We start from the raw sequence: 16,379 nt of genomic DNA, 5'->3' as shown, positions 1-16,379 counted from the left end.
GTCTGGTAGTAATACCGAATACCCCTTGTGAGGTGCGCATTGAAATAAAAGGGTAAACTCCCTATCCTTTGTATACGTCAGCGTGAGCAAGACGTTTCATATAATAAGAAGCTTGAGTGCCCATCGATGAGCTCTGATATGTCGAATCTACGTAAATTTGTATCCCCCGAAATTATTTTTGGTGCCGGCGCTCGGCACACGGTGGGAAATTATGCCCATAAATTCGGCGCTAGAAAGGTCTTGATTGTTTCAGACTCAGGTGTTGAGAAAGCAGGCTGGGTAAAGGATGTGTGCCTGAGCCTTGATGAACAGCATATTCCCTATGCTATTTTCACGGGTGTATCTCCCAATCCTCGTTGTGAGGAAGTGATGGCCGGGGCGGTTTTTTATCAGGAGCAGAGCTGTAATGTGATTGTGGCTGTCGGCGGTGGAAGCCCGATGGACTGTGCAAAAGGAATCGGTATTGTCAGTGCGCATGGACGGCATATTCTTGAGTTTGAAGGTGTGGATAGGATTGATGTAGCCATTCCACCGTTGATATTTATACCCACAACGGCCGGCACGTCGGCTGATGTTTCTCAGTTTGCGATTATTTCTGATCAGAATGAGAAGATGAAATTCTCGATTGTCAGTAAAGCGGTCGTGCCGGATGTCTCTCTGATTGACCCGGAAACGACCGCTACCATGGATGGTTTTTTGAGTGCTTGTACAGGTATCGATGCATTAGTACATGCGATTGAAGCCTTTGTTTCCACCGGTGCCGGCCCATTAACGGATATGCATGCATTGGATGCTATCCGCCTTATCAATATTAATATTGCGCCCTTGGTCGCGAACCCAAAAGATATGCACTTGCGTGAGCAGGTTATGTTGGGGTCGATGAAGGCAGGTCTGGCATTCTCTAATGCGATTCTTGGCGCTGTGCATGCGATGTCGCATAGCTTGGGTGGTTTTCTGGATCTTCCACATGGCCTTTGTAATGCGATGTTGCTGGAGCATGTGATCGATTTTAACTACTCAGAAGCGACGGATCGGTTCAAAGTAGTTGCCGAAACGATGGGTATTGATACCCGTGGGTTAACCACGCCTCAGATTAAACAACGATTAATGCAGCATGTTATTGCGCTAAAAACTGAAATCGGATTGACCCAGAAATTGTCTGAGCACGGTATCAGTGCGTCGGATATACCTACTTTGTCAGTTAACGCATTAAGAGATCCCTGTCTCCTCACCAATCCACGTAAATCTAACCAGAGAGATGTAGAAGTCGTGTATGAAGAAGCCCTCTGATAGAAATAATGCGACCTTTGAGGATCTTATCGGCCTTGGAGACCATTCCGCACGTAAAAACTATTATCCCGAGCTTACGCAAAAGTTGGATGAGCTGGATGTTGAACGTAATCGTTATAAATGGTTGTTCGATAACGCGTTGCATGGCATCTTTCAGGCGGATTTATCAGGGCGATTCAGAACCGCAAACCCTGCTATGGCTTCACTGTGTGGCTACTCGTCAGCGGGTGATTTAGTTGAGCAAATAACAGCGATTGATCAGCAGCTGTTTGTTGATTCGCAGGACTACCGAACGCTACTGATGCGCCTGAATCAAGATGGCAAAGTTCACCGCTACGAAACCCGGCTGTTAAAAGCCGATGGCTGTTTTATTTTTGTGTCGATGAATGCACTGCTAAAACGAGATGCTGATGATGTCACTCTGGAGGTATTTGTTCAGGATATCAGTGAGCGTGTTAGTGATCAGGCACGACTTAAAAAATTGAATGAAGAGCTTGAAGAACGCGTGACCGAGCGCACCTATGAGCTAGCGACGGTTAATCATAAACTCTGGGACGAAATTCGCATACGGGAAACCGCACAACAACAGTTATTGGTTGCTAAAGAGCAGGCCGAAGACGCTAATACCAGTAAAGATAAATATCTGGCGGCAGCCAGCCATGATTTGTTACAACCGATGAATGCAGCACGGCTGTTGGTCTCTACCTTACGAGAGCGACAGTTGGCGGTCGCCGATGCCCGGCTGGTCGAACGCATTCACGTGGCGCTTGAAGGTGCGGAGGAGCTGCTTACGGATCTGTTGGATATATCTAAACTGGATCAGAACGCCGTACAGTCAGATCCTTGTGCGTTTCACCTTTCACAGTTATTGAATGCCTTAGAAACTGAATTTCAGCCGCTTGCCGAGCGTGCCGGGCTGACTTTGAAAATCAGAAAAACAGATCAGGTGGTTTTCTCTGATGCCCGCTTGTTGATGCGCGTTTTACGAAATTTTGTTAGTAATGCGCTGCGCTATACCAACCAGGGAGGTGTGTTAGTCGGTTGCCGGGTACGGGGAGAGCATTTGTACCTACAGGTGTGGGACAGCGGTGAGGGGATTCCTCAACAGAGCATAGTAGATATTTTTAGTGAGTTTAACCAATTAGAGCAGCACCGAAACGGAATGCGGACCGGTGTCGGGCTTGGCCTGGCGATTGTTGATCGTGTTGCACGGGTGCTGGGTCACCCGATAACAGTACGCTCACGCGTGGATAAAGGCTCAGTATTTACTGTTCAAGTGCCGTTACTCACTAACGAAATGGTTGCGCCTCGCCCTGTCGCAATAACAACGAGTGTCAGCGGTTTTTCCTCTGAGGTAGTGCTGGTGGTGGATAATGATCAGAATATTCTACTCAGTATGCAAGTATTGCTGACGCAGTGGGGATTGACACCCTACATTGCCACCAATGCGGCATCCGCTATCGAACTGTGTAAACAGCAGCAGATAACGCCTCACGTTTTACTGCTGGATTACCATCTGGAAAAAGGTGAAACCGGTTTAGATGTTCTGGATAGTCTGGAGCAGCATTTCAACGTACGAATTCCCGCTGCGATGCTGACGGCCGAACGCTCTGATATCAGCCTCAGGCATTTTCGCAGGTTAGGTTTACAAGTCTTAAATAAACCGGTGAAACCAGGCAAATTACGCGCATTATTGAGCCATATACTGTCGGCACCGGCATAAATAACATCGGTGGGTACAGGGCTGTAGGCGGCGATGCTGCAGGTGCGAAGATAATTAGGTCACAAGTACTATTTGATATAAGCAATAGTCTGCCTAGACTGAAGTAAGACCTTTTCATAGAAGGAATTCCATATTTATGGCTGAAGCCGCTGTTACCTGTTTTTCAAATCACAGTGATCCGTTCGCCGCTGCTGCCGAGTTGCAACAACAGTTGCGACAACAGTTACGCTATGAAGATTTAGGGTGCGTGTTGTTTTTCTGCACCGCTGAGTATGATTTGCCGCTATTGGCTGAGGCAATGAATCAGGCGTTTGAGGGTGTTCAGTTGGCCGGATGTACTACAGCGGGAGAGATCACCGCTGAAGGTTATGCACAGGGTGCTATTAGTGCGATCGGCTTCAATCGTCGGCATTTTGCGGTAGAAACTTGCCTTATCAGCGCGATGGATGATTTTTCACTAACGCACGCGCAATCGGTTGTTGAGTCTTTTATTAATAAAGGTCGGGTCAAACAGCTGGCCCCCATTAAAGGTAATAGTTTTGTTCTGACCCTGCTGGATGGTTTGTCAGTGCAGGAAGAACAGGTACTGGCAACATTAAGTTCGGCTTTGGGCAATATTCCACATTTTGGTGGGTCTGCCGGTGACGATATTCACCTGGCACATACGCATGTGTTTGCGAATGGGGCTTTTTACACGGGTGCCGCCGTTGTGCTGTTATTTAATACAGACTGTGAATTTGAAGTATTCACTACACATCACCTTTTAACCCTGAGTGAAAAATTAGTGGTGACCGCCGCCGAGCGTGAAACCCGGCGAGTCTATGAGCTGAATGCGGAACCGGCAGCTGAAGAGTACGCCGCCCTGATTGGCGTCCCTGTCGATGAGCTGACTCCGCAGGTATTCGCCCTGAATCCCTTGGCGGTCAGAATTGGCGATGACTTTTATGTGCGATCTATTCAAAAGGTTAATGCTGATCTTAGTTTGACGTTTTATTGTGCCGTTGAGAATGGGATTGTACTGACCCGAATGCAACGAGGCGATATGTTACAAAATCTGACCAGAGAGCTGGAGCGGATTGAGAAAAAAATAGGCTCCCCGCAATTGATTATCGGCTGTGATTGTTTCCTTCGACGCTTGGAAATAGAGCATTTAGATATCGTACAAGAGGCGTCTGCATTGCTGCGCCAGCATAAAGTGGTGGGCTTTAACACATACGGAGAGCATATTAACGGCATGCATATCAACCAGACATTTACAGGCGTGGTGATTGGGAAGCCTGCAAATGAGTGAGGATGAATTACTGTTAAGATTAGCTAAGCTTGAGCGGGAAAACCACAAGCTTAAGCGGATCAACCATGCACTGATTGAACGAGTTGAGTCGAGTAATGTGCAAGGAGCTAATCCGTATGCAGCTTTTGAGCATGCGGTGATATTGGCGGATCAGGTTCGCGAACGCACGGAAGCTTTGAACGATGCCCTGTCCGAGTTGAAAATCAGTCATCAAGCCCTGAAGAATGCCAACCAGATTGCAGACCTGGCGAATCAACGCTTAGTCGATGCTATTGAGAGCATTTCAGATGCTTTTGTTCTGTTTGATCGTGACCGCCGCATCGTCCTTTTTAATAGTAAATTTCAAAGTGTCTGGGAAGGTACCGGGCAGGTAATAGCAACAGGTACTACGATTCGGGATATCCGTCGTTTAGCTGATCAGCATGGCCTGATAGCAGAAGAGTACGGCGAAACCGGAGACGCTAATAAAGTGTTTCGCTTGTCTACCGGGCAATGGGTGCAGATGAGTGAGAGGCCGACTTCTGATGGCGGTATGGTGATATTGTATACCGATATCAGCCAGCTGAAAGCGGCTGAAACTGAACGTCGGGAAGCGGCGTTGGCGCAAAAGTCGCTGTTGTTACAACGCACAGTAGACAATCTTTCTCAAGGCGTCGCCCTGGTCAATGCCAGTGATCAGCTGGAGATATGGAATGACCGGTTTCTTACATTAACCGGTGTGTCTCGTTCGGAAGCAGAGTCATTCCCGCCATTTAGAGCACTCAATCTCAAGCACTTTCATGACAATAATGCTAAAGGAAGGCCGCCCGGTAGTTCGCATATCATGCGGCATGATGATCACATTATTGAAGTAAGAACACATGCTATGCCTGACGGTGGGTATGTGAACACTTACTCTGATATTACCGAGCGTTATCAATACGCCGAAACGCTAAAAGAGAGCGAGCAGTGGATTCGTTTGATTACCGACCATGTACCCGCCCTGATCGCTTATGTGGGAGATGATCTCTGTTACCGCTTCACCAACAAGGTTTATGACGAATGGTATGGTTGGGAGCGTGGCAAATTAACGGGTCAGAGCATCACCCAGGTGCATGGAAAGCGTGGCTTTAATGAGTTGGAGCCTTTTGTCCAGCGGGCTCTTTCAGGTGAGAATGTCACGTTTGATATTGCCGAGCGAAATAGTTCTGGTGAGCAGCGTTATATGCTCAAGTCCTACGTACCAAATATCGGTGAAGATGGGAAGACCGTTGGTTTTTTTGTCATGATCCGTGATATTACCGACCGGCGCAAAGTGGCTTTAGAGCTGGAAGAAGCCTATCAGAATCTGGAGCATAGGGTTGATGAGCGCACTTCGGAACTAACAGCGGTCAATGAACATCTGCTCACTGAGATTGAAGAGCGCACTCAGGTCGAAGCCCGTTTACGTGAAGCGAAAAAAGATGCTGAGAAAGCTAATTTATCAAAAACCAAATTTCTCGCAGCGGTGAGTCATGACCTGTTACAGCCTTTAAATGCCGCGCGTCTGTTTACCGGTGCATTAGCTGAAAAGGAGCTGACTAATGTTACGCGTCCACTGGTAAATTCGGTGTCACATGCGTTGAGTGATGTTGAATCATTGCTGGGTACGCTTGTTGATATATCTAAACTCGACGCAGGCGTGGTTACGCCGGATGTTACCACCTTTCGGGTGCGTGAGTTGATGGAAAACATTGCCAATGAATTTTGTCAATTTGCGCTCAAAGATGGGCTTAAAATGTCCTATATTCCGTCATCTGCTACGATTTCGACAGATTCTCAATTGTTAGCACGTATCCTTAGAAATTTTTTATCGAATGCGATTCGTTATACGACTAAAGGGCGGATATTGTTTGGCTGTCGCCGTAAAAAACAGTCACTCGTTATCGAGGTATGGGATACCGGTGTAGGTATTCCTGAAGCGCAATTACAGGAGGTTTTTCAGGAGTTCAGGCGACTGAATCCGCAGGGGCTGGGTTCTGATAAAAGTTCTGATAAAGGTGGCGATAAAGGGCTGGGGCTGGGTTTAGCGATTGTGGACAAAATATCCGGGGTACTCGGCCACCCGATTACGGTTCATTCGATTGAGGGAAAAGGCTCTGTCTTTGCGGTTGAAGTCCCTTATGGTGAGCTTGCGTTGTATTCTGATGTTCCGGGAACGGACCGGGCTGCGGCGGCAGATTGTTTGTTGGGTGCTCATATCTGGGTGATTGATAATGATCTTGCTATCTGCCAAGGGATGCAAACGCTGCTTGAAGGGTGGGGGTGTCGTGTTACCACCGCACTTTCATTGGAGCACTTGTTGCAGCGGGTAGACCCGGCAAAGGATCCGGTTGATCTGTTAATTGCGGATTATCATCTGGATAATGGGAATAATGGCGTCGATGCAGCGCGGGGGTTGGCCAAACGGCTTCCCCATCCACTTTCTGTGCTGATGATTACAGCAAACTACAATAAAGATCTTAAACAGGAGATACGTGAGCTGGGCTATATTCTGATGAATAAGCCGGTTAAGCCTTTAAAGCTGAAGTCGACGCTGTTGCATCTGTTAAAAGACCGCTGAGTTTCAGCTTTGAGCCCCTTCCGTAAGCCTCAATCTTTAACTCTCACCTGTTAAGTCTGGGCACTAACGGCAATCCATCCGAGGCTAACAACACCAGAGCCGTTTGATTTACCGTTTAAGGTATTCACTGAAATCAATATTGCCAGCGGATAGAACGGCCTGAATTCGATTATGCACATTGAGTTTGCGTAAAATAGCGGAAACATGCGCTTTTACTGTAGTTTCGGCAATGTTGAGGTTATAGGCAATCTGTTTGTTGGACTCGCCAGTAGACATCCTTTCCAGTACTAATAACTGGCGGCGGGTTAGCGAAGAAAGCATTTCAGGGGCGATGCGTTTATCATCGTTACGTGGCTGACGGCGTGTTTCCGGTGAATTACTGCGGATGATATCGGATGGCAGGTATACATTCCCGGCCAAAATCTGCTTCAGCGCATTGGTCATCTCCTCACGAGACGAGGATTTTGTAATAAAGCCGATCGCACCATAGGTGATCGCTTGTAACACGATCTGTTTATCTTCTTCTGCCGAAACAATCACAACCGGAATAGTCGGTGATTCGTTACGCAGGGTAATTAAGCCGTTTAAACCATTCATGCCGGGCATGTTCAAATCTAACAGGATCAGGTCTAAATCATCTTGCTCAAGCGAAAGCTCAAGAGCACTTTCCAGTGTTTGTGCTTCCAGTAGCTCACTATCAGGAAAACTGGTATGAATGACATTGCTAATCGCCTCTCGGAATAGAGGATGATCATCCGCAATCAGGATTTTATACACAATACTCTCCCACTCTTATATTTATTATGGATCACGATATCGGTTATAGGTACCTGATAAGATCAGGGTGAAAATTTTGCCGGTATTCCTTCGGCAGTATCCAGATCAGCTTCCTGCCAACCGTCTGAGCCATCCCGGTACCAGTAAAGATGAGAGTATCCCCATGCTTTTGCGCGTTTTATTGCGTTCCATGACATCCAGCAATCCGCTGTGCAGTAAATCACAACCGGGTAGTCCTGTCTTCCCTGTGTTATCTCCTGCAAATTCCGCTGGAAATAGTCAGCCCATGTATCTTCGAGTTCTCCCTGGCCTACATTAGGTGTCCAGTGGCTGCCTGGTATGTGCAGGCGGGGCTCTTTCTGAATGAAAAAGCCATCTTTCCAGATCAACGGCTGTACATCCAGTAGTGCCGGAGTCGGTATATCCTGTAGCAAGTTAAGCAACTGTTCTGTTGATAACGTTGTTGCCTGCTCATGTTGTGTCGGGGTTGGGCTGCGATAACGCAGTAAACGATAACCCTCTGGCGTAAACAATTCGCTATCATCGTCAAAGCCTCCAAGCCATGACCCGGCAGGTACTGCAGTGGTTTGGGTGCGCTTGTTTGTTTTTTCTATCAGCGTTGTTTCTGCCAGTACTGAGGCTGTATGGGCCAGTAACAACCCTGAACATAACCAGTAAAGCCAAATAGTGCATCTACGCATGCCACATCACCTTTTTTGACTGCTGTTATTACAACGCGACAATCAAAAAGAATACATTCTGCAATGGAGTAAAAAAACCAGTACTAAAGTATTGGCTTTTAGTAAGTATCGGTTTTAACCCATTTACTCAGTGTGGTTAGTGGCGTGTTGCTAAGAATGCACCTGCTCCGATCATAATAGAACCTGCGGAGCGGTTCAGATTGCGCATTGCTTTGACAGATCGGAATATCCTACGCGCCTTCGATGCCATATGGGCGATCAGCATGACACCGATCATCAGTGCGAACAGCTGCAGGATTGAGGCCAAGGCAATATCAGGAATACTTAGCACAGACAGATTCATGAATGTCGGCAGGAAAGCGATATAAAATAAAATTACTTTCGGGTTGGACGCTGAGATCAAAAATCCCTGAAGAAAGCTCTTCATTCCCTGGCGGGGTTTGCTGACAGGCGCATCCGCACAGAGATCTATCGGTGTCGTCCATAGTTTCCAGCCAAGGTAACAAAGGTACGCCGCTCCGGTGAAGCGGATGATGGTAAACAGCTCGCCCCAATGCTCAGCGATGGCGGCTAAACCTAAGCATGCCAGCACCAGGTAGACAATATCACTGCTCACCATCCCCAGCGCGAGCAAAAAACATGAACGGCTACCCTCCACCATGGCGCGTGCGATAATCGCAAAAATACCAGGGCCCGGCGTGATGCCGAAAATAAAGATCGCGATAAAAAAGGTGATGGCGCTCTCGAAAGACACGGTTGTTAACCTCAATGCTTATATAGCAGGTTAATGATAGATATTCTGAATTTATATCATGTATTCATGATGGCTGACAGCATGCGGTAAGTATACATATGGGCGGTCTGTGCGGATATCCGGGTATTGAAGCTGAGCGCTATTTTTTTGTATCGCTCTTATGTTTTCTGCTGATATCCCTGGGAATATAAACCGGAGTATGAATAATATAGGGAACATAGCGGGTTTCGATCTGCTTTTCTGACTGCCAGAGGTATAGCTGCTGGCTGAGTAGTACCGGGAATAGATAGGGGTGCTTGCCTATATAGCCCATTTCACTGTGGGTTATATTCCCTACAACGGTCAGCTCACGGCCCTCTTTATATATCATTGGGTCGAGAAACTGGTTTATCTTTACGCGAAAGCGGCCTGCACTATTGTCTGTCACCTTGGGGCGGCTGTTGCTGTCCAGTGTGAACTGCACTATTTCTAACTGAGTAAAATTATCCTGATTTTCTATGTTAGCTATCACGCCACCCCATCGGGCCAGCGAGTGCGTGTGAATATCACTGGTTTGCTCTGTTATCGGGTATTCTCTGGCCGTTTCGTATTGAATCAATGGTGTTGACTGAGGAACCTGCAGCTGCTCGGGGACGGTGGTACAGCCGCTTAGAATGCTGGCACTCAGCAATAAGAGCGAAGCCGATTGCTTTATCATAGTCGTTTCATGGTAGTAGTTTCATGATAGTTCACCTTCACTTTATTCAGACAAAAATACTGTTTAATGGTTCCTGGCGTAAGTTTTCTTGGTTAACGCGCACTGTATGGTAAAATGTATTTTTATTGTATAAATACGATGGTAGAAAAATGATAGAAAAACCAACGCCTCCGGGTGATTCCGAGTGTTGTGAAGCGGGCTGTGAACCGTGTGTTTGGGATATCTATTACGAAGATATGCGCGAATGGAAGGCGGCTCAGGAGAAGCTGAAAGCCGCTCAGGAAGCAGAAAGCGCTGACGGAAAAAAAACAGAAAACGCCGACGAAAAACAGGCTGAAAGCCCTGTTTAATTCGGCTTTTTACCTGTACCTGCGGCGGCTCGTTGTGGATTAAACCCTGTTATTGCCAGCACTGAAAAGATCAGTGTTATCGCCAGTGTAACGCTGAATGCGACGCTATCAAATTTCAGATAGAGTGCATGCCTGACCAGTTCGACCGCGTAGGTGAAGGGATTGGCTATACAAATCCAATAGATCCATTCGCTGGCTTCCTGCATTTTCCATAATGGATAAAGGGCCGAAGAGAGAAAAAACATCGGGAAGATGACAAAGTTCATCACACCGGCAAAGTTCTCCAGCTGTTTTATCCAGGATGAAATAAACAGTCCGATAGCGCCGAGCATCACGGCGACCAGTAACAGCGCCGGCAACACACTCAGATATCCCCACAATGGCGGTTCAACGGCTACCAGTAACGCGATAATCAGAAAAGCGTAGACCTGCAGCAACGATACAAGCGCAATCGAGATGAGTTTACAGACGAGCAGAAACCAGCGCGGTAGTGGACTCATCAACAGTACGCGCATACTGCCCATCTCGCGGTCATACACCATGGATAGCGAGCTCTGCATGCCGTTAAACAGCAGGATCATGCAGCATAGGCCCGGGGCAATATAGACTTCGTAGGTGATGTACGTTTCGTAGGGCTCTATGATGGCAATCCCGAGGGCAGCGCGAAACCCTGCTGCAAATACGACCAGCCAAAGAAGAGGCCGTACCAATGCACTGAAAAAGCGCGTGCGCTGCTGAATGAATCGCAGATATTCACGCGTGAGTATCCCCTGGAAACAATACCAATAATGGGTTGGAGAGATCTTCATGCCGCCGTATCCGTTTTTTGGGTGAGATACTCAAATGCATCGGCTAAATGCTGTTTTTTGCTGAGCTCACACAGGTCATGGCCCGTTCCGGAGCTGAGTAGCTGGCCCTGATGTATTAACAGAACGCGATCCTGAGGCAGGATCTCGTCGATCAGGTGGGTTGCCCATAATACAGTGAGTTGTGTATCTGCACAGAGTTGTCGGACATAGTGGTTAAGTGCTTTCCTTGCTTTGGGGTCAAGGCCTGTCGTGGGTTCATCCAGCAGCAGTACGCTTGGCTGGTGTAAGAGTGCTCTGGCTATTTCTACGCGCCTGCGGTGCCCGCCATTGAGCGCGCGGACTTTATCATGTGCCCGGTTACTCATATCCATGCGTTGCAGTTCTTCTGCGATACGCAGGCGCGCTTGTGTACCGCAAAGCCCATGCAGTGACGCATGGTATGCCAGGTTTTGCTGCACGCTCAAGTCCAGGTCCAGCGTGCTTTGTTGAAACACCACGCCGAGCTGCTGCATGACCTGAGTCGGATGCTTTTGCAGATCTAAATCATGCAGCACAATGCTGCCATGTTGCATGGCATACAGGCGGGTCAGGAGTGCAAATAAGGTGCTTTTTCCTGCGCCGTTAGGGCCTAGCAACGCGCAGAACTGGCCGCTCTCCAAAGAGAAATCAACGTCTTTTAATGCAGCTTTTTTTCCGTAGTGGAAGCTAAGCTGCCTGACCTTGATACTCATTTTGTTTTTGCTTCTGTTGTTTTCACGACGACACCCCATGGGTAACGACCGACCTTGACGGACTTGATCGCCTTCATTTTGGCGATATCGATAATACTAACATCGCCGCTGATACCATTGGTGGTTAAAAGTAATGATTGATCCGCATTAAATGCCATATGCCATACACGCCGGCCTACCAGAATATAATCAATGACTTCGTAAGTTGCTGTATCAATAACGGCGACATGGTTGGCCGGGCCCAGAGCAACAAAGGCGTATTGGCCGTCATCACTGAGCTTGATGCCCACGGGCTGAACTTTGTCTGGATGAACGCCACGAATCTTAAAATCAATTTTATGTGAAATCTGGCGTGTCGCTACATCAATGACTGAAACGGTTGCACCAATTTCAGAGCTGACCCAGAGAACCTTACTATCTTTAGAAAACTCAGCATGACGGGGGCGCTGATCTACCAGTGTGTTATCCACAAGCTGCATGCTTTCGGTATCAATCCAGTGCACCATATTAGTCGTTTCACTGGTATTAACGGCGATCTTTCCATCGGGGCTTACCGCCATCCCTTCGGGCTCTACACCCACATCAATCTGAGCCAGTACCTCGTTGGTTTCGGTATCCACGACAGTCGCCAACGCATCATCTTCATTCGAGATATACAGGTGGCGGTTGTTGGGATGTAATGCAAACTGCTCCGGATCTTCCCCGGACGGCAGCTCTTTAATGATCTGGTGTGTTGCTAAATCCATCACCTGAACGGTGTCGGAATCTGAAGCACAGATATACAGTTTGCTTTGATCCTTCGACAGGATGATGCCGCGTGGGCGCTGGCCTACATTGAGAGTGGCGGTGACCTCGTAAGTATCAAGGTCAATCACTGACAGGGTGTCATCTTTCTCGTTAGATACATAGGCAACATCTGCCAGCAGGGGTTGTGTAACGAGCAGCATGCTTGCCATGCTCAGTTTCAGGCGGCGGGAAAAAAAGCGGCTGTTTTGCATACCGGATATCGTATTGGTTTTCATAGTGAACCCTGTCATTAGAAGTGTTCCATAAGGCGGCATTGGCTTTCTGGTTTATCAAATCCAAGCGTATCCAGTTCAGATACGGGATGCAGAAAGCCCTCCTGCGGAGATTGTGATACCAGCGAGCGCGGGTGTATCAGTGCAATAGGTTGGCGTAACTGCCCATTCCATGAACGGAAATTGAGTTTGCGGCCTTTAAAACCGGCGAGCTCGAAGGCATCCGAGGCGATGTAACTTTTGAGCAGCTGAACGTCTTCGCTATTGGTGCGGGTAACGGCTTCGGCAATGGTTCGTACGGCGGCCCATGCGGCGTAGTCTTTCTCGCCCATCCAGCGGCCAGTGAGTTTTTCAAAGCGCTTCTGAAGTTGAGCGGCTCCCCATTGCTCGACAACGCGGTGCCAGGTTACGGGTGACAGGCCTTGTGTTCCGACTACAGGACGAGGGTACCAGGTGTTATATAAAACATACTCGCCAAAGTCGCCTCGCTCATCCGCTACCACTACGACATCGTATTCTTTCGTTTGCGTGAATAACGGCATTTCCCGTTGGGCTGTGCGGCGCAGATCAGTATCGAAGTCCCACGCTTTTTCGGCGACAATTTTGAGACCATAACGGTTAGCTGCACGTTTAATCGCGGCGGTATACGCCTGATCATCATCGGTTGGACCGGTGATGAGCAGCAGATCCGTAAGTCGGCGTGCTTTTAGCCATTGTCCCAGTGCATCGGTTAACATCGCGCGGCTTGGAATCGTGTGTAACGTATTTTTAGGGCAATTTGTTTGGCGTAACTGATCGTCTTTAGCGCCTGCATTGAGAATCAGTACATCATTGGGCAGGCTTTGGCTTAAGGTGTTTAAGGTGCTGGCTGGTAGATTAACCACAAAGCTGTGAATGCCTTGATTGTACATGTGCTGAGCACGTTCGATGATAAGCTCTGCGTTTTCATCACTGAAAGCATCTAATACAAAGCTCTGTTTTAAAAATTTTCCGGTTGTATTGCTATCGTTGATGGCAAGATGGACCCCTCTGAGGCCCGCATCTTCAGGTTCCGGCAAAATATTAGATAACACCGGCCCTGTATCTATTTCCTGAGCTAGGTAGCCAATCTTTGTCGTCACATCAGCAAGTACAACTGTGCTGAGTAGCATGGCCGGCACGGCCAATAGCATACTTGACAAGGCGCGATATAAAACGCGACGTTTCTGTTTAGTGTAGTGAGCTGTAATGCTTAGTGAATAAGTCATAAGGCTTGGCTGTACTCGCAAAGATTTATTCTAATTGTTATGTGATGTGGCCAGCTTAGGTGGGAATGCTTATCAATTAAATATGTAGAAAGTAGAAAAGAATTAGTTCCTAAGTAGTATTTTTAAAAATCAGAGTGAGCATAGCATTGGTCGCTAAGAATAAATCTAATCATTAAGGAGTTCGCATGTCATTCAAACGTAGTCTCGGTCTGGCGGCCTTAGTCAGTATTCTCAGCAGCACAGCCATGACTGCCGTTGCCGAAGGGGATTTGACCATTCGCCCTAAAAAACTACCGGACTTGGTCCTGGGCACAGAAGACAACCGTTACAACTTGTCTGAGAAACGTTATGAGATGGTTACCGGGCAATCTTATAAGTTAAAAATTATCTCCAGTGGGCAGACAGAATATGCGTTCGTTGCGCCTGAGTTTTTCCCGACTATTTATCTGCGAAAAATAGAAGCCGGTGATATGGAGATTAAAGCGATGGCCTTAACTGAGCTTGAGTTTGAGCAGGAAGGTGAAGCGGAAATCTACTTTGTGCCTGTGAAGCCTGGCGAATACGAATTCTATGCCGAAGGCTTTGAAGAGAAAGGCATGGTTGGTGTCTTTAGCGTCAAATAACCTTGTTGTTGCTGGAGGTATAAATCACCGCTGTTTGGCGGCTAAACGCGTTATCCGTTGGCCGCACACTTCAATCCAATGGCGTAATGCCAGCAGTCATATTAATAAAACCCGCCATGATGCTCAGTGGATCGTTGCATCTCTTTCCAGGATAGCCGAGCATTAGTTATTTATTCATGGAAAAGGACAGGTTTGTTTATGGCTATTCACCCCGATGCAGGAAAGGTTGCCCCGCACGATTCTTTGGTTAATATCCCGGCGCTGGTGGCTGCTTATTATCGTCAGCAGCCTGATATCAACGCGAACCCTGAGCAACAGGTTAGTTTTGGTACGTCGGGCCATCGTGGTTCAGCCTTAAAAACGACCTTTAACGAAGACCATATTATAGCGATCTGCCAGGCTATTGCTGAATACCGAAAAGAGCAAGGTGTCACCGGGCCTTTGTACTTGGGTAAAGACACACATGCCTTGTCTGAAGCTGCATTTAGTACCGCGCTGGAAGTGTTAGTCGCTAACGGCGTGCGTGTTCGTGTCCAGCAAGGTGATGGCTACACGCCAACGCCTGTGATATCGCATGCGATTCTGACGCATAACGCCCAGGGTCGTGATGTTGCCGACGGTATCGTGATTACGCCTTCGCACAACCCGCCAGAAGATGGCGGCATTAAATACAACTCGCTCAAGGGTGGCCCTGCCGATCAGGATATTACAAACTGGATTGCCAAACGTGCTAACGAGTTGCTGGAAGTTGAGTTAGAGGGTGGAAAATGGCTACCGGCTGAAGCGCTTAAAGATAATGCATTGATCGAGCCGTTTGATTACATCGATCATTACGTAAGTGATTTGGCATCCGTGATTGATATGCAGGCGATTGCTAAAGCCGGAATCAAAATCGGGGTGGATCCGATGGGCGGTTCAGGCTTGCACTTTTGGAAGCCAATCGCAGAAAAGTACAACCTGAATATCGAAGTCGTGAACGATAAGGTCGATTTTACCTTTGGCTTTATGCCGCTGGATAAAGATGGCCGTATTCGTATGGATTGCTCATCCAGCTATGCGATGCAGAACCTACTCGCGCTTCAGGATAAGTTTGATATCTCTATCGCTAATGATCCTGATTTTGACCGTCACGGTATTGTGTGTGCCGGATCAGGTCTGATGAACCCCAATGCTTACCTGGCCGTTGCCATTGAGTATTTAGCAACGCATCGTCCGCAATGGTCGGATGATATTCAATTTGGTAAAACGCTGGTGTCCAGTGCCATGATTGACCGTGTTGTTGATGGTCTGGGCAAAACGCTGTGCGAAGTGCCCGTTGGTTTTAAGTGGTATGTGGAAGGTTTGTTCAGCGGCGAGATGGCGTTTGGTGGTGAAGAGAGTGCCGGCGCTTCTTTTCTGCGTAAAGATGGTAGCGTTTGGACAACAGATAAAGACGGCATCATTCTGGGCCTGCTGGCGGCTGAGATCTTAGCCGTTACCGGTAAGGATCCGCATCAGCTATATGAAGCGCAAGTGGCGCGTTACGGTCGTCCCATTTATAAGCGCATCGATGTGCCGTGTTCTGCCCAGCAGAAAGCCGTACTGTCTTCGCTGAGTGCTGATTCCGTCGAGGGAGATACCTTAGCAGGTGATGAGATTACCGGTGTTTTAACCAAAGCGCCGGGTAACGGAGCCTCTATCGGTGGCGTAAAGGTACAAACCGCCAATGGTTGGTTTGCCGCACGCCCATCAGGCACTGAAAATATTTACAAAATCTATCTGGAAAGTTTTGTATCTGAGGCGCATC

General features: G+C 47.9%; 16 protein-coding genes. 8 read left to right on the top strand and 8 right to left on the bottom strand.

The genetic code is table 11. The features are described 5' to 3' along the window. Positions 1-138: 138 nt before the first annotated feature. The 4 genes from ercA (at position 139) to ABY436_RS14570 (ending at position 6,885) form a co-directional block, all read left to right on the top strand. Complete coding sequence (ercA, locus tag ABY436_RS14585) at positions 139-1,290, top strand: alcohol dehydrogenase-like regulatory protein ErcA (RefSeq protein WP_372739681.1); 1,152 nt, start codon at positions 139-141, stop codon at positions 1,288-1,290. After that, complete coding sequence (locus ABY436_RS14580; RefSeq protein WP_372739680.1) at positions 1,274-3,013, top strand: NahK/ErcS family hybrid sensor histidine kinase/response regulator; 1,740 nt, start codon at positions 1,274-1,276, stop codon at positions 3,011-3,013. Before ercA ends, ABY436_RS14580 begins: the two co-directional genes overlap by 17 nt. A gap of 136 nt (positions 3,014-3,149) precedes the next feature. Beyond that, positions 3,150-4,304, top strand: a complete 1,155-nt coding sequence (gene nosP / locus ABY436_RS14575) for a nitric oxide-sensing protein NosP (protein ID WP_372739679.1) — start codon at positions 3,150-3,152, stop codon at positions 4,302-4,304. After that, positions 4,297-6,885, top strand: a complete 2,589-nt coding sequence (locus ABY436_RS14570; protein WP_372739678.1) for a NahK/ErcS family hybrid sensor histidine kinase/response regulator — start codon at positions 4,297-4,299, stop codon at positions 6,883-6,885. Before nosP ends, ABY436_RS14570 begins: the two co-directional genes overlap by 8 nt. A gap of 108 nt (positions 6,886-6,993) precedes the next feature. Here ABY436_RS14570 and ABY436_RS14565 read toward each other — a convergent pair whose 3' ends face one another. From ABY436_RS14565 to ABY436_RS14550, 4 genes are all read right to left on the bottom strand, one after another. Beyond that, positions 6,994-7,662 carry a response regulator gene (locus ABY436_RS14565; RefSeq protein WP_372739677.1) on the bottom strand — a complete coding sequence of 223 codons (669 nt, stop codon included), beginning with the start codon at positions 7,660-7,662 and terminating at the stop codon, positions 6,994-6,996. Between the two features lie 62 nt (positions 7,663-7,724). Continuing rightward, positions 7,725-8,363 (bottom strand): PQQ-dependent catabolism-associated CXXCW motif protein, encoded by a 639-nt coding sequence (locus ABY436_RS14560; protein WP_372739676.1) that lies wholly within the window; start codon positions 8,361-8,363, stop codon positions 7,725-7,727. 136 nt (positions 8,364-8,499) lie between these two features. Then, positions 8,500-9,117 (bottom strand): LysE family translocator, encoded by a 618-nt coding sequence (locus ABY436_RS14555; RefSeq protein WP_372739675.1) that lies wholly within the window; start codon positions 9,115-9,117, stop codon positions 8,500-8,502. 139 nt (positions 9,118-9,256) lie between these two features. Next, positions 9,257-9,814, bottom strand: coding sequence for a Slp family lipoprotein (locus tag ABY436_RS14550; protein ID WP_372739674.1), 558 nt, complete (start codon positions 9,812-9,814; stop codon positions 9,257-9,259). A gap of 149 nt (positions 9,815-9,963) precedes the next feature. On the opposite strand from ABY436_RS14550, the gene ABY436_RS14545 reads away from it, so the two are divergent. Next, a complete protein-coding gene (locus ABY436_RS14545) occupies positions 9,964-10,164 on the top strand; it encodes an oxidoreductase-like domain-containing protein (protein ID WP_372739673.1) in 201 nt (66 codons plus the stop codon). Here the strand turns inward: ABY436_RS14545 and ABY436_RS14540 are convergent. The 4 genes from ABY436_RS14540 to ABY436_RS14525 are packed head-to-tail and all read right to left on the bottom strand — an operon-like array spanning position 10,161 to position 13,970. Continuing rightward, complete coding sequence (locus ABY436_RS14540; protein ID WP_372739672.1) at positions 10,161-10,973, bottom strand: ABC transporter permease; 813 nt, start codon at positions 10,971-10,973, stop codon at positions 10,161-10,163. The two genes, ABY436_RS14545 and ABY436_RS14540, sit on opposite strands and share 4 nt — an antisense overlap. Next, the gene (locus tag ABY436_RS14535; RefSeq protein ID WP_372739671.1) at positions 10,970-11,704 is read right to left on the bottom strand and encodes an ABC transporter ATP-binding protein; all 735 of its coding nucleotides are present in this window, start codon (positions 11,702-11,704) and stop codon (positions 10,970-10,972) included. Before ABY436_RS14535 ends, ABY436_RS14540 begins: the two co-directional genes overlap by 4 nt. Further along, entirely contained in the window at positions 11,701-12,726 is a 1,026-nt protein-coding gene (locus ABY436_RS14530) for a YVTN family beta-propeller repeat protein (protein ID WP_372739670.1), read from the bottom strand. Before ABY436_RS14530 ends, ABY436_RS14535 begins: the two co-directional genes overlap by 4 nt. A 14-nt stretch (positions 12,727-12,740) precedes the next feature. Continuing rightward, positions 12,741-13,970, bottom strand: a complete 1,230-nt coding sequence (locus ABY436_RS14525; RefSeq protein WP_372739669.1) for an ABC transporter substrate-binding protein — start codon at positions 13,968-13,970, stop codon at positions 12,741-12,743. Positions 13,971-14,155: 185 nt separating this feature from the next. On the opposite strand from ABY436_RS14525, the gene ABY436_RS14520 reads away from it, so the two are divergent. The 3 genes from ABY436_RS14520 to pgm form a co-directional block, all read left to right on the top strand. Then, positions 14,156-14,593: a copper-binding protein gene (locus ABY436_RS14520; protein ID WP_372739668.1), complete on the top strand. Its 438-nt coding sequence runs from the start codon at positions 14,156-14,158 to the stop codon at positions 14,591-14,593. After that, positions 14,574-14,759 carry a hypothetical protein gene (locus ABY436_RS14515; protein ID WP_372739667.1) on the top strand — a complete coding sequence of 62 codons (186 nt, stop codon included), beginning with the start codon at positions 14,574-14,576 and terminating at the stop codon, positions 14,757-14,759. The genes ABY436_RS14520 and ABY436_RS14515 overlap by 20 nt, the downstream gene beginning before the upstream one ends. Positions 14,760-14,791: 32 nt before the next feature. Next, positions 14,792-16,379: phosphoglucomutase (alpha-D-glucose-1,6-bisphosphate-dependent) (pgm, locus tag ABY436_RS14510; RefSeq protein ID WP_372739666.1), on the top strand; the 1,588-nt coding region annotated here is incomplete at its 3' end.

It is taken from the genome of Neptunomonas sp., from assembly GCF_041601355.1.
In the GTDB taxonomy this organism is placed as follows: domain Bacteria; phylum Pseudomonadota; class Gammaproteobacteria; order Pseudomonadales; family Balneatricaceae; genus Neptunomonas.
Note: the sequence above shows the minus strand (reverse complement) of the source record. Positions and strands in the feature narration are given on the sequence as shown.

What these genes read in the sequence shown, in the direction of transcription:
- ABY436_RS14525 (WP_372739669.1), bottom strand. Translation starts at nt 13,970, where the DNA reads ATGACTTATTCACTAAGCATTACAGCTCACTACACTAAACAGAAACGT.
- ABY436_RS14560 (WP_372739676.1), bottom strand. Translation starts at nt 8,363, where the DNA reads ATGCGTAGATGCACTATTTGGCTTTACTGGTTATGTTCAGGGTTGTTA.
- ABY436_RS14550 (WP_372739674.1), bottom strand. Translation starts at nt 9,814, where the DNA reads ATGATAAAGCAATCGGCTTCGCTCTTATTGCTGAGTGCCAGCATTCTA.
- ABY436_RS14570 (WP_372739678.1), top strand. Translation starts at nt 4,297, where the DNA reads ATGAGTGAGGATGAATTACTGTTAAGATTAGCTAAGCTTGAGCGGGAA.
- ABY436_RS14520 (WP_372739668.1), top strand. Translation starts at nt 14,156, where the DNA reads ATGTCATTCAAACGTAGTCTCGGTCTGGCGGCCTTAGTCAGTATTCTC.
- ABY436_RS14535 (WP_372739671.1), bottom strand. Translation starts at nt 11,704, where the DNA reads ATGAGTATCAAGGTCAGGCAGCTTAGCTTCCACTACGGAAAAAAAGCT.
- ABY436_RS14540 (WP_372739672.1), bottom strand. Translation starts at nt 10,973, where the DNA reads ATGAAGATCTCTCCAACCCATTATTGGTATTGTTTCCAGGGGATACTC.
- ABY436_RS14530 (WP_372739670.1), bottom strand. Translation starts at nt 12,726, where the DNA reads ATGAAAACCAATACGATATCCGGTATGCAAAACAGCCGCTTTTTTTCC.
- nosP (WP_372739679.1), top strand. Translation starts at nt 3,150, where the DNA reads ATGGCTGAAGCCGCTGTTACCTGTTTTTCAAATCACAGTGATCCGTTC.
- ABY436_RS14545 (WP_372739673.1), top strand. Translation starts at nt 9,964, where the DNA reads ATGATAGAAAAACCAACGCCTCCGGGTGATTCCGAGTGTTGTGAAGCG.
- ABY436_RS14580 (WP_372739680.1), top strand. Translation starts at nt 1,274, where the DNA reads ATGAAGAAGCCCTCTGATAGAAATAATGCGACCTTTGAGGATCTTATC.
- ercA (WP_372739681.1), top strand. Translation starts at nt 139, where the DNA reads ATGTCGAATCTACGTAAATTTGTATCCCCCGAAATTATTTTTGGTGCC.